Source organism: Segatella paludivivens DSM 17968 = JCM 13650, from assembly GCF_000373185.1.
GTDB lineage: Bacteria > Bacteroidota > Bacteroidia > Bacteroidales > Bacteroidaceae > Prevotella > Prevotella paludivivens.
Genome location: NZ_KB890660.1, coordinates 97,653 through 112,220, shown reverse-complemented (window position 1 = coordinate 112,220; position 14,568 = coordinate 97,653). Strand labels below are relative to the sequence as shown.

Below are 14,568 nucleotides of genomic sequence, written 5' to 3'. Positions count from 1 at the left end.
TTAGAGTTACTTCAATATATCTTTAACGATTATTCTGCCGAGTTTATTGCTGTTGGCGACCTTCTTTCCGTCAACGAATATCGTCATGCCTCGTCCGATATGGTATCTACCGCCAGTCTCATCCCAAACAACACATAAGTTATGACCATGATAAAGGATGTTATCAAGGCAGAACCACTTCCATTTTCCGTTTGGTAACAATGGATTTATTTCAAGGGTATTGTCCTGACGTGGGCGAAGACCACACAATCCTGTGATGACAAGATCAGCAAAAGTACTGTGATTATAGTATCTGCTTCGTTCTTGGTCTCCTTTCAACCAATATCCTGTTGTCTCATCAAGATATTCACCGATATATGGTTTACCACGATAGTTCTGACTCTGCACATATTTCTCAAGTTGCGTGAAATATGCTTTGTGCCACGAATCATAATTATCACCATCTTTATTTATGATAGGTAGATGGGTATAATCATTCAGAAGATTAGCCATTGAAGTAAGCGTCTGACTAGTGGCAAAAGGCCATACGGCACCGTCCCATTCACATTTACCGACTCCATGGCTGCGGAATGCAGGATGACGTTGCTCTGCAGTTGTCAACCCAAATGGAGCGGAAAATCCTTTCTCGTCAGTCACCTGAAGCCATGCCTGAGAAAAGTCGCTATTGTCTGTCGGCAGATTAAAATACCATGGCAGAAAACCTATTTCCTCACGAACAGCAGCAAACTTATTATTTGGATATTTCACTTCAAAGAACTTTGCACTGTCGTTCCACAACTTAGTTTCTACAAGATTTCTAATCGTATCTGCCTTAAGATTGTATAGTGTGGCAACATCATTCTTTCCTGCAAGACGTGCTATATTAGCAATAGCACGATCGTTTCCATACATATAACTGTTAATGCTAGGGCGTGCATTCTTTTCTTTTCGTCCTCCACTTATAGTTTCTTCCATAGCGTCTCTCACGTCATATTGCCAATATAGAGACGGTTTGTTTTCATTTATCCAACGATGACTATCCCACAGTTTATTTTCCCAGACCAAATCATTCAGCAACGCTGTTGCATTGTCCTTGCGATGATCAACGAGATAGCGGTTCCATATACTTGACGCAATCCATGAACTATAGAAATTAATCTTCTTCATCGGTTTTCCGTCATTGCCTCGAAACCATGTATTGATTATCTGGTCAAGATATATTGGATTGCGCAACCATCTACTCTCAGTAATATGATGCCCGACGGCAGACGCAATCAAATTATATTTATCAGCATAGTTTCGCTTTACGAGAAATTCCGTCATCGCATAACCTACTGGAGTATTCTCTATATGCTTGCGAAGTGTCCACCAGCGATAATACCATGTCTGCTCAAAGTCTTTCTGCGGACAATCAAACAAAGGTATATTGCTTTCCATCCACTGCCATGCGCTGTCGTTAGGAATAGCCTGAACGATATTCTCATCTTCCATATTATTGAAGTAATCAACATAATGGTGATAATCAGATGACTTTAACACAGCCGTTCCGGCACTGGCATCGTCACTTGTAGTCTTGAAATTTGCAATATGATATTCAGCAAGTGAGTCTATTGCGCCAGCATTATCTAATATTCCGTTCCAGTCAGCAGGAGAATCAACGTCGGGACTTGTACGCTGAATACCTGTACGCATCATTATCCGCTCTATTTCATGCACTGGAGCATAGAATATTCTCTTTCCTGCATTTTTTCCATCAACAAAGAATTCTGCCATGCGGTGATCTACACTTAGATGTACCTTAATATGATATACCTGATTAGGAACATAATCACATAGTTTGCCATATCGTGCCCCACTCTTCGCACGAATAATGCCCTCATTGGTAAGTTCTATACGAGATGCTGATATTCCTTTATCATCAAGAAATTCTATCTGTAATATTCCATTATGATTTTGCATTGCCTGCAAATCAAAGTCAACTGTCAACTCGCGTGTTGCAGGTATCTTGCGCTCCACACGTGCATAGTCGAAAGGATCTTCATCTTTCAATGTAAGCCATTTGTCACTTATTCCAACTGGTGCCATTAAAGGAGAATATATATTCCACATGGTAAGTTGTGACAATGACGAATAACGAGAGAAGTCATCGTCTGCCTGACTATGTGAATCTATCTGCACAGGTACAGGTATGCGTGCCACCCAAATGTCTTCCTTATTCATTGAGTAGCTTACCCACATATTGCCGTCTTGCGGCATTCCATTACCTTCAAGTATTCCTCTTACATATTGTGGTCCAAAACTTTTATAGTTGCCCCCATATCTCATTGGAGGAACTTCTCCGCATACAAGATTGAGAGTTGTGTAATTAAGTCCGTCTGCCGACAAAGATATGCCAAGTGGCCATCTGTATTCAGAAGGGTTATATACAGTTGCGTAACTGCCATCTGACAATCTCTGTCCCCAAATCTTAGCATTACTATTTACGAACCGCGCCGCACGTTCTACAGGTTGGCTCCACGTATTTCCACCATCTGCGGATATTGATGTAAGAGCATGTTTCCACAAAGCAACAAGGTGACCATCAGGCAACGTATAGTCATTATAAGCCTTATAAGGTTTGTTAAGCGGAATAAGTTTATCATTTCTGTCAGCCTCTTCCACCCATTGCATACGATAACGAGGGTTAGCAAGAATCTCTTTTGCTGCCTTTACAAGGTGTCTGTCAGCATGAGTGAAATATGGATAATCAGTATTCGACTCATTAAAAGAGTGATTATAATATATAAAGTAGATCTTTCCGAAACTACCATCAGCTTTCACTTCTCTTATCACACGTCCGATGCCGTTACCATCGTTTGGATCATCCTTGGGATCTAATGCTACTCCATAATTCCCTAAAGCATACAGACGGTTTTCACTGCTTATATACCAACCCACACGTTGATGCATTACAGCAATCAGATTATGGGCTTTTATATTATTACCAACTTTAGTATATCCTTCAGGCACACGATACTCGGGAAATATCGCAACGGGTGAAGTCCAGTGGTATCCGTCTAGTGATGTTTGCAGATTGGTATGCGAAGGTGGAATATGCTCATCCGAAGGATCAGAAAGATAATGTACATAAAACTTACCTTTCCAATAAGCCATCATTGGCTGATGATTATATGTCCAACCATTTCCGTTCTGCAAAGAAGGATGTTCACGATTAGCACGAAGAATTTGTATATTGTGCACTCCAACAACAGGCGAGAGTCCTCCGTCATGACGATTAGGATCACTCAGTTGACTGCCTGAATAATGAGCTCCTTGCGCATTCATTGGTAAAGCCAATGAACATAGTGCAATTGTAACAAAAAACAGTTTCTTCATTTTATCAATTTATTTACCAAATGCTTTGGAACTTTGAAAATTGTACCATGCTTATGCAGACTAGGTATTCTTATTTCAGATGTAATGTCTGTAAAGTGAATAAAATCCCGTGTCTTCATTGCACCAAAGTCATGCTTCTGGTAACGGTCATAATATATAATATAGTCTTTGCCCAACTTAACGGTAGTAGGACCTTCAACAAAATTCTCAGTAAATGTCTCAGATGGTTTTGTCCAAGGGCCATGGGGATCACGAGCAAAAGAAATACGAAGATTGCGATTTTGGCGCGTGTTATCTTTTACTACCATTACATAATCGTCTTTACCACGCTTTAATATCGTAGCGTCGATAGCACTGAAATGGGTGTCAACAAGCAACTTTGTAGGGGAGAATGTCACAAAATCCTTTGTTGTGGTATAGTAAAGTCTATGATTATTATTCTCCTCTTCCTGTCCCTTATCAAATTTATATGGAACACAAGAAGCCCACACGATCATCATTTCACGACGTGTATCATCATAAAATAGTTCGGGTGCCCATACATTAACAGTTGTCGTATCTGGCATAACCTCAATGAATCTTTCTTTGCTCCAATGCACGAGGTCACGAGAAGATGCATATCCAAAACCACGGTCACCACGCCAACTACTTGTCCAAACCATATGGAAAACACCATCTGGTGTTGACTGTATTGAAGGATCTCTCATCACGTGCTGCTTTCCAACTTTCGGAGATAGCCATGTTCCATGTATTGAGTCCCAATGCATACCATCACGACTCCAAAGATAGCGCAATCCATCTGTAGCAGGTTCATGGAAACTGCTATACATATATATGTCACTACTGCATGATACTAAAAATGTTGTAATTATCAGGAATATTATATTGAAAGCTCTTTTCATCATTACGGATGTATAGGGTCGTTTTTCTATTTAAGACGATATTATCCTAGTTTTGTAATCACAAAAAGCAAAACGTGATTTTGCATATTGCAAATGAATTGTAAAGATAACGATTTATGCTCTTAACTATTTTATTCCTTGGCACAATTGCTCTAGTAAATAATGGGAAACGAAAACAGTTCAAATATAAGAAAGTTGGTTCTCTGTGATTGCCGATGGTATTATAAATCTTATATGATTTAAAACACTAATATTTTTTTTGTTCAAAATCACGAAATATCCTCCACTCTCAACACATTACAAACTAGGTAATTATATTATGCGTGGAGGTTTTTTAGCAGTTTTAAACTCTTGGGTGATTTTTATCTTTCGACAAATTTCTTACGTAAGAAAAAATTATCTGTCATAAAAATACAAATTCACTTTAATCGTTCATACATTTTTATAACATTACAAATAAGAATCAAGAGTTACAAAATAAGTAATTCTAATTCAAGTGAATAATACAACAGCTTGAAATAAAAAAAACATAACAACTTAATTTAATTATTAGTTTATTCATGATCAACAATGTAAGCTTCAATAAATTACAAAATGATTTTTTTATATTTATTTGCATTATAAATAGAATTTGTTACTTTTGCAGGGAAGTTATTTAAAACCATGTTGAATATTAATATATAAAAAACAAGCCATGCCTGCAAATTATGTAAAAACCGTACGCCAATTGTTATACTATCAATACGCAAAGATTATATCAGAATCTGCTCATTGGGGGAAGACGAACTATGGTATGATTACGACAAAGTATAAGCAACTATTGTCCGGTGAAATTCATTGGTCTTCATCTGTTAGAGAATGGTTAAAAGAAAAAGAAAAGCCAGACGAATGTATTTATTGCGGAGAAAAAACAGATCTAACCACAGAACATATATTGCCTAGATGCTGTGGCGGTGAAGACATCCCTGAAAATGTGATCAGGGTTTGTAAACATTGTAATTCTTCAAAAGGAGGCAAAAGACTTTATGAATGGTCTGGCTACAAAAATAAAGATAGGATTGATCGAATAGCAGAAGGCAAATATTTAAAGTACCTATATTCTCTTCATGAAAAACAAGGAACATTGGATATGACACCACCTGAACTATGCAATTGGTGTAACATGCAAGGTTCTTGCGAGAAAAATCATTCGGTAGAAAAGCTAACAGTATTTTGTTTGGAAGGATGTTTTCATAAGAATTGATTATCATGATTGTTTAGGCGTCATCAATGCTCTTGAGTTATCAATCATTATAAGATGCCTTGACAATAATTCATTTCCTTTAGCTCTACCCAACCAGCATCCTTTATTTCCTTTAAAAATAATCGAGCGCACATTTTTGCATCATCCCCTGCACGGTGATGAGTTTCATATGAAATATCAAACTGCTCACACAAGTAGTCTAACTTATTGCACCCAAAATCATAGAGGTGACGAGCAGCACGCAATGAACAATAATATGTGATATCAGGATGCTTCAATCCATAATATTCCAAGGATTTGCGAATGCAACTGATATCGAAAGCGGCATTGTGGGCAACGAGTACAGGACAGTCATTAAGGTATTGTCCTATTTCATTCCATACATCTGGAAATTCGGGAGCATCTTCTGTGTCTTCAGGATGTATGCCATGAATTTGTATGTTCCAAAAGCTATATTGATTGTCTTCTGGACGTACTAACCATGATTTAGTTTCCACCACTTTGCTATCTTTCACAACACAGATACCAGCTTCGCAAATGGAAGCACGCTTACCTGTGGCGGTTTCAAAATCTATTGCTATAAAATCTATTCCTTGCATTCCTTACTTATATTTCTTTATAATACGATATCTAGTATATTAAATGTGGGATACAAAAATAATAAAAACATAACTAACCACGACATAAAATGCAAAAAATAACACTTTGTTAAAAGTATATTTGCTAACATTAATTATAATCAAAGATAATATCACTAAACGACTATTTATATATCTTTGCGTATTAGAATTAATCTACAAATAACAATAGTATGAAACTAAAACACGATTTATTAATAACTATGTTAGTCTTATGCCCATTTGGAATGAAGGCAACAGACTACTACACCGCACCTGATGCCACAGGAGATGGTAGCAGTGCAGATTCTCCAATGGCATTAACTACTGCTGTAGACAAGCTCGTTGCTGGCGACAACCTGTATCTGCTTGACGGACAATACGACTTGACTTCCACTATTAAAATAAGCAAATCAGGAACAGAAAACAACATGATATTCATAGGTGCCTACAAAAATAGCAAACCTATTCTAGATTTCAGGAACGAAACTTATGGAAATCATGGTATTGATCTTAATGCAGACTACGTTCATATAAAAGGAGTTACCGTGAGATATGCCGGCAAACAAGGATTCCAGAACAATGGTTCATATAACATGATGGAACTAATGGACGTATATGGCAACAGTGATACAGGTATACAACAAAAAGGAGGCAAAAACAACGTTATACTGAACTGCGACTCACACGACAACTTTGACTATGAGAAAGGTGGTATTACGGCTGCTGACTTCGGAGGCAATGCTGACGGATTCGGAGACAAGCAATACGAGGCGTCTCCAGGAAACACTTATATTGGATGCAGATCATGGAACAATTCTGATGACGGATGGGACTTCTATCAACGTATTGGAGGAACAACAGTATTCATAAACTGTATCTGTTTTCAAAACGGTCCTGCAACTTTCGACTTAAGCAATTTCCCCAGACTGGAGAAAGACGCAGCATGGTTTAATCAGTTTGCTGGAGACGGAATAACAATTACCGATGACAATGGTAAAACTCACAAATGCTCATTGAAGGAATATTATAACAACGGAAACGGGAACGGATTCAAGATTGGTGGAGCGAATACAAAGCATGATGTATTGCTGTTCCGTTGTCTTTCTATTGGAAACTCTGTAAAAGGTTTCGACCAGAACAGTGACGCGGGCAAGATACAGATATACAACTGCACATCATACGCTAACGGAAATAATGGCGGAAGCAACTATGGTTTCTACAATGACAATGGTTATAGTCTTGATATAGAAAACTGTATAAGTCTTGATTCAAAGGGTACAAACTCGTTTAAATGCAGCAACCTTGTGAATGAAAACAACACATGGAACTCAGGGTTCAGTGTAAGTACCTCTGATTTTGCAAGTATAGACACATCAAAGGTGCTTGCCTCACGCAATAGCGACGGAAGTATTGCCGAGAGTTCATTGCTTCATCTAAGTTCTGGTTCAAAACTTATTGGCGCAGGAACTGACCTTACTGCAAAACTTACAGAGGTGGCTAGCAGGGGATATAGTATAGGCAGCACAAAAGACATAGGCTACGTTGAATATAGTTCTACTGCTGCCGTGGAAAACATAAAAGGAGATGATGCAAATGGCGACATCACAGCTATATATACTATAAACGGAATGCGTACCAACAGCATGCAGAAAAGGGGGCTCTATATAATTAGATATAATTCTGGGAAGACAAGTAAGGCTGTTGAATGATGTTTTGTACATAATCAGATGTTTTACTTAAAAAAATAACCTGTTGACTGAATTATTTTTGACTTATTGAAACGAGGGCATATATTTGCATAAGTTTAAAATTTAAACAATAGTAATATCAACAAAAAAAGAGAATTATGAAAAAGATTATGTTGACAATGATTGCCGCAATGACTATGTCACTGGCAATGGCTCAAAATCCATCAGACGGTAGACCTAAAAATCATCCAGAGCCAATGACTGTGGAACAGATAACAACACAGCTGCAAAACAAACTAGGGCTTACAGATGAACAGTATGCAAAGGTTAAGGCTTTGAACGAGAAATACGCCGACATACTTAAAGGTCATCAGGGAATGAGAGGTCAGCGTCCTCCTAGAATGGAAAATATGGATAACAGCGAGCAGCCACAGATGACAGAAGAGATGAAAAAGATGATGGAAGAACATCGTGCAAAGAAGCAGGCTTATGAAAAGGAGTTGAAGGACATTTTATCTTCAAGTCAATATACAACATACCAAAGTATGATGCCTCAGCGTGGACACAGAGGACCAGCGGAAGGAAACGATAAATAACTATTTCACTAAATATTAAATGCCCCCGAGAGTATGACAATTAACTTTCGGGGGCATTTTAATATCTATATTCGATTACTTTTTATTTTCAGCTATGATTTTCCCTATCTCAGCTATAATATTATAGTTAGTATCAGAAGTCTCTTTGGAATCTTTAATAAATATAGCATAGGCAACAGCCTTTTTATTTGGGAAGACCATTATACCAATATCATTATTAACAGCAGTTCCATTCTTTATATTTGGAGCAGATCCCGTTTTATGTATAACAGTAATTCCTTTTGGCAGTTTATTTTTAATAGAGCCAGTAGCTGTCTTTTTCATTGTATCCCATAAAAAATTCTGAGTAGCAGGTTTCAATAAACTATGTTTATAGAACATTGTAAGCAAATTTATAGCCTCATTAGGAGTTGCCCAATTTTGAAATTGCTTATCAGGCTTTGCTTGTTGTTCTGCCTCATTTATCTTAATTGTCATATTGTTAACCCCAATAGATCTTAAATAATGATTGATAGACGAAGCACCTCCATTGTTTTTCAGAATGACGTCACACCCGATATTATCACTGATAGCTACCATATAATATATGATATCAGAAAGTGCCATTTTAATATTCCCATTTGGATATTTTTCTTGTATAGTACTCCATGTTTTTTTCTTTAATTCTGCAGAACTAATAAATATAGAATCACTAAGTTTTATCTTATCATTATCAACATCATTCAAAACTTTTAGAGCTATAGGAAATTTAAAGACGCTTTGCATTGGATAATGCTCTTCACCATTAATAACAACAGACTCGTTGCTATTAAGGTCTAATATTGCGACCCCTATTCCTGCATTCTTATTATTGATAACGTTGTTTATCTTATCTTTAATAGTACTTATCTGTGAAAAAGAACTGATGGAGATTAACACAAGTAAAAATGAAAGTTTAAATCTTCTCATATATTTATTTTATATAATTATCTATTCAGATTACAAAGATAAAAGCATTAATTTAAAATTGAAACATTTATAAATTAATTTTTAAATATAATTCTAACCTTTAGCTTTACTTAACCACAGAATTTGCGCTTATCTTATTAAAAAGCTGAAGAAAGATGCTACCGCTAAATATTTTGTCCAATTATAAGTAATGATTCTTACAACAATTCTTTAAGATTGATTTCTATTTATATAAAAAGCTGAGAGTGAAAAACTCACTCTCAGCTTTTTATATTTAAGTTGAACAACTATGTCCTGAAGAATACCGAATTACTCGCTAAGCCCGAAATCAAGTTGTTTTCTTTCAAGATTGGCTTTTGCAACTTTAATCTTAATAGCGTCACCAAGTTGGTATGTATGGTGATGACGACGACCACGCAAACAGAAATTACGCTCGTCAAAATCATAATAGTCATCATCCAAATCACGCATAGGTATCATACCCTCGCAATGGTTTTCATCTATTTCTGCATAAACACCATAACTTGTGATACCACTGATATGAGCCTCGAAGACTTCTCCAACTTTATCGCTCATGAACTCAACCATCTTATATTTTATAGAATCACGTTCGGCACTCTGAGCAATAATTTCCATATCAGAACAATGCTCACAAAGCTCCTCGTAATGCTTCTCGTTTGCACTTCGTCCACCTTCTGCATATCTTGTAAGGAGACGATGTACCATAGTGTCTGGGTATCTACGTATAGGACTCGTGAAATGAGTGTAATAGTCGAAAGCCAATCCGAAGTGTCCGATATTGTGAACACTATATTTTGCCTTCATCATAGCACGCAAGGCAACAGACTGAATCATCTTCTGTTCTGGTTTGCCATCACAATCATCCATCAACTTGTTAAGACTACGTGCAGTAGCACCCTTAGTTCCTTCTGTCTTTACCCTATATCCGAATTTAACGATAAACTGGCGCAGTGTTTCCAACTTCTGAGGATCTGGATTATCGTGAATACGATAAGGAAGTGTCTTTGCCTTTGCACCGTTCTTCACCTTACCTATACTCTCGGCAACAGTACGGTTGGCAAGAAGCATGAATTCCTCAACAAGTTTGTTAGCATCTTTTGAACGCTTGAAATAGCAACGTGTAGGTTTGCCGGTCTCATCAATATCGAAATGAAGTTCCTCACGATCAAACTTAACAGCCCCACCCTTAAAGCGTTTAGCACGAAACATCTTTGCAATTCTGTCGAGCATAATCAACTGATCAGCATTCTCGCCCTTATATCCTCCCGCAGGAGCTATAGGAGCAGGCTCACCAGTACCATCAACGACACCATTATCCTCGAGCAGTTGCTGTACCTCTTCGTAAGCATATCTTCTATTGCTTCGGATTATAGTATGAACGACTCTCCAACTCTTTATGTTAGCCTCTTCATCAATGTTAAAAATAACACTATACGTAAGTTTATCCTCATCAGGTCGCAAAGAGCAGATTAAGTTACACAAGCGTTCAGGTAACATCGGTATCGTGCGGTCTACAAGATAAATACTGGTGGCACGTTTTACAGCCTCCTTATCTATGATAGAACCCTCAGTTACATAATGGCTAACATCAGCAATGTGAACACCAATCTGCCATAAACCTTTATCAAGCAATTTAATTGAAAGGGCATCATCGAAGTCCTTTGCGTCTTTAGGGTCAATGGTACAAGTGAATACATCACGGAAATCTTCACGTTCAGCCTCATCCTGTTTTGTGATTTCACCAGTAATGCTGTTGGCGGCATCCTCTACTACTTTAGGATATTTATAAGGTAGCCCATATTGTGCGAGAATAGTATTCATCTCCACATCGTTGTCGCCAGTCTGTCCCAACACGTCAATAACTTCACCCATAAGGTTCTTATGTTCAGCATCAGGCCATTGAGTAATCTTTACAACAGCCTTATCATCACTTTGTCCACCTTTAAGTTTATTCTTCGGGATAATGATGTCATGAACGAACGTGTTATCAGGAGTTACAAGATAAGCAAGACTCTTGTCTACACGAAGTCTGCCGACAAACTGATCCTTCTTTCTTTCAAGGATTTCAATTACTTGTGCTTCCTTAATATGGTTTTGACGACGTGCCATAAAACTTACTTTCACACGATCACCATTAAGTGCCCACATAGAGTTACGCTCAGAAACAAAAATAGGAGAACCGCCACCCTCAGGCAAGAATGAATTCTTACCATTAGACTTTCTGAGGAAAGTACCTTCCTGTAACTGTCCCTTTGTATTCAAACTATATGAACTGTCTGTAACCTTCGTAATAAAATCATCCCAAACCATTTCTTCCATTATATCAATGGCAAGCATCTTCAGTGGATGAGTGTCTAATCTTAGGGTACGGAATATTTCCTTAAAACTCAGCGTCTTACCTGGCTGAGAAGAGAAGAAACCTTGCAATACTTCGCGCAGTTGCCCCTTTGTCATGCGTTTACCGCCTTTCTTTCCTTTTCCCATATTTATATGTTCTAATAATTTTCTTTCCACAAAGTAACAAAAAAGAAATGACAAAAACAATTTTTATTAGATATTATTTTATTATTGCAGGCAATGTTACACCGCAAAAAGAATTTGAAACATAATGATTGGCTAAAATAAAAAATAATATCGTATATTTGCACGTATTAAATAAAGACATTGAATTAATATTATTTTTAAAATATATCATGATATTTAGAAAACTATTTCTGATAGGGTTTATAGGCTTTGCCATGACCACAACAGCAAAAAATGAAGTGGAGTTTACCACTAAGTCATGCAACATCAAGGTAGAGTTTTATACTCCGTCTATCGTGAGGATCGTAAAGGTCCCCATAGGTCACACTTTCAACAAGAAAAGTCTTGTTGTTATTGCCAATCCGCTAGACGTGGCGATAACAAGAAATGGCAACAAAGTTACAAGTGATTCTTTAAGCATAACTGTTGACAATCTTGGCAGAATTACTTTCAAAAACAAAAAAGGAAAGTTACTTCTTAAAGAAAAGAACTGTAATTTTGTTTTACGTACAGATGGTGCTGATAAAGGAGCATACAAAGTTAGTCAGACTTTCTCATTAGAAAAAGACGAACCAGTATATGGTCTTGGAACGATACAAAACGGCATTCTCAACCGCCGAAACACTCACAAACTTATGGAACAGTCTAATTTGGAAGACTTTCAGAATGTTGTGCAGTCAATAAAAGGTTGGGGACTATACTGGGACAATTATTCTCCTACGAACTATGACGACGACGCAAATGGAATGTCGTTATCATCAGAAGTAGGAGACGGAATGGATTATTACTTCATGTATGGCAAGAATGCCGATGGGGTGATATCACAGATGAGACATCTTTCTGGTAAAGTTCCTATGTTCCCTTTATGGACATTCGGATATTGGCAGAGCAAGGAAAGATACAAGAGTAGCAAGGAAGTTGTTGACGTAGTAGATAAATACAGAGAACTGCATGTCCCTCTTGACGGAATAATACAGGACTGGCAATATTGGGGAAGCAACTATAACTGGAACGCAATGGAATTTCTTGCCGACGATTACCTTGACGGAGCAAAGATGATTGAAAAGGTACACAGCATGAACGCACATTTAATGATATCTATATGGGCAAGTTTCGGACCTATGACAAAAGCATACAAACAACTAAACGAAAAAGGACTGTTGTTTGATTTCCAAACTTGGCCACAAAGCGGACTCACCCCTTGGCCACCACGTATGGACTATCCATCAGGAGTGCGTGTATATGATGCTTTTAGCCAAGATGCACGTGATATATATTGGCAAAACTTAAAGCGTCTTTTCAATCAAGGCGTTGATGCTTGGTGGATGGACTCTACAGATCCTGACTTTTTTAATCCAACAGACAAGGACTATGAACATAAAGCAGGCAACGGCACATGGCGTAGCCTAAGGAATGCATTCCCACTATGCACAGTTGGTGGAGTTTATGACAGTCAGCGCAAGGAGAACAGCGATAAGCGTGTGTTTATCATGACACGTTCTGCCTTTGCAGGTCAACAGAGATATGGTTCAAATATGTGGAGCGGTGATGTGGCTTCTTCATGGGATATGCTGAGAAAGCAGATTCCTGCAGGACTTAACTTCTCACTTACTGGAGACCCTAACTTCAACACAGACATAGGTGGTTTCTTCTGTGGTTCATATAATAACAACGGCAGCGGTTCTGCCACACATAACCCACAATACCAAGAACTATATGTACGTTGGTTGCAATATGGTTTATTCTGTCCTGTATTCAGAAGTCATGGAACAGACGCACCACGTGAAATTTATCAGTTTGGCAAAAAGGGCGAACCTATATACGACGCCATAGAGAAGATGATTAATCTTCGCTACCGACTACTACCTTATATATATTCAACAGCATGGCAAGTAACTAGCAAAGACTATAGCTATATGCGTCCACTATTCTCAGACTTTGCATCAGATCGTAAAGTATGGAATATGCCTAATGAATTCATGTTTGGAAGTTCTATCCTCGCAGCCCCAATAGTAGAGGCAAGTTATACACAGGAAAAGATAATAAAGGAAAACGCCATGACTGGCTGGGACAGCAAAGAGGTCAATGCACAGACAGAGAACTCAGCTATAAACTTTAAAGAAAATAAGACCACACTTAAGTATCTTCCTGCTGGAACCAAATGGTTTGACTTCTGGACTGGCAAAGAATACAAAGGAGGCCAATATGTCAACCTCAACACACCACTAGCCGATGTACCTATGTTTATGCGCGCCGGAAGTATAATTCCACTTGCACCAGAAATGGAATATACTGGCGAAAAGAAATGGGACAATCTGGAAATAAGACTCTACCCTGGTGCTGACGGTGACTTTACACTGTATGAAGACGAGGGAGATAATTATAATTACGAGAAAGGAATGTATGCCACTATAAATTTCCATTGGGACAATGCCAACAAAATCCTAACAATAGGTAAACAAGAAGGCAACTATCCAGGAATAATAAAAGATAGGCAATTTAATATCGTAACGCCAAACGGTAAAAAGTATCACATTAATTACAATGGAAGCGAAATAAAGGCACATATTTAATAAAAAAAACTGCCATGTTACATAACAAAAAGTTTATGAAACATGGCAGTTTTCTTTGCATTATAAAAATTTGTATTTTTGCGGGAACTAATATAATATT

Annotated in this window: 9 protein-coding genes; 4 read left to right on the top strand and 5 right to left on the bottom strand. The window is 37.7% G+C overall.

Annotation, left to right across the window (positions count from 1 at the left end):
- Positions 1-6: 6 nt before the first annotated feature.
- Positions 7-3,303 carry an MGH1-like glycoside hydrolase domain-containing protein gene (locus tag B045_RS0110475; protein ID WP_044067768.1) on the bottom strand — a complete coding sequence of 1,099 codons (3,297 nt, stop codon included), beginning with the start codon at positions 3,301-3,303 and terminating at the stop codon, positions 7-9.
- A gap of 47 nt (positions 3,304-3,350) precedes the next feature.
- Positions 3,351-4,256, bottom strand: a complete 906-nt coding sequence (locus B045_RS0110470; RefSeq protein ID WP_025883497.1) for a glycoside hydrolase family 43 protein — start codon at positions 4,254-4,256, stop codon at positions 3,351-3,353.
- A 694-nt stretch (positions 4,257-4,950) separates the two neighbouring features.
- Between B045_RS0110470 and B045_RS0110460 the strand changes: the two genes are divergently transcribed.
- Complete coding sequence (locus B045_RS0110460) at positions 4,951-5,499, top strand: HNH endonuclease (RefSeq protein WP_018464215.1); 549 nt, start codon at positions 4,951-4,953, stop codon at positions 5,497-5,499.
- A gap of 47 nt (positions 5,500-5,546) precedes the next feature.
- Here the strand turns inward: B045_RS0110460 and B045_RS0110455 are convergent, their stop codons facing one another.
- Entirely contained in the window at positions 5,547-6,098 is a 552-nt protein-coding gene (locus B045_RS0110455; RefSeq protein WP_018464214.1) for a 3'-5' exonuclease, read from the bottom strand.
- Between the two features lie 212 nt (positions 6,099-6,310).
- On the opposite strand from B045_RS0110455, the gene B045_RS0110450 reads away from it, so the two are divergent.
- Together B045_RS0110450 and B045_RS0110445 are read left to right on the top strand one after the other, a co-directional pair.
- Complete coding sequence (locus B045_RS0110450) at positions 6,311-7,828, top strand: right-handed parallel beta-helix repeat-containing protein (protein WP_018464213.1); 1,518 nt, start codon at positions 6,311-6,313, stop codon at positions 7,826-7,828.
- 137 nt (positions 7,829-7,965) lie between these two features.
- Positions 7,966-8,403: a DUF4890 domain-containing protein gene (locus B045_RS0110445; protein ID WP_018464212.1), complete on the top strand. Its 438-nt coding sequence runs from the start codon at positions 7,966-7,968 to the stop codon at positions 8,401-8,403.
- 75 nt (positions 8,404-8,478) lie between these two features.
- On the opposite strand, the gene bla is transcribed toward B045_RS0110445, so the two are convergent.
- Both bla and rnr read right to left on the bottom strand, forming a co-directional pair.
- On the bottom strand, positions 8,479-9,351 hold the full coding sequence (gene bla / locus B045_RS0110440; RefSeq protein WP_018464211.1) for a class A beta-lactamase: 873 nt from the start codon (positions 9,349-9,351) through the stop codon (positions 8,479-8,481).
- A 309-nt stretch (positions 9,352-9,660) separates the two neighbouring features.
- Positions 9,661-11,856 carry a ribonuclease R gene (rnr, locus tag B045_RS0110435; protein WP_018464210.1) on the bottom strand — a complete coding sequence of 732 codons (2,196 nt, stop codon included), beginning with the start codon at positions 11,854-11,856 and terminating at the stop codon, positions 9,661-9,663.
- A gap of 209 nt (positions 11,857-12,065) precedes the next feature.
- On the opposite strand from rnr, the gene B045_RS0110430 reads away from it, so the two are divergent.
- Positions 12,066-14,468, top strand: coding sequence for a glycoside hydrolase family 31 protein (locus tag B045_RS0110430; RefSeq protein WP_052328433.1), 2,403 nt, complete (start codon positions 12,066-12,068; stop codon positions 14,466-14,468).
- Positions 14,469-14,568: the final 100 nt, after the last annotated feature.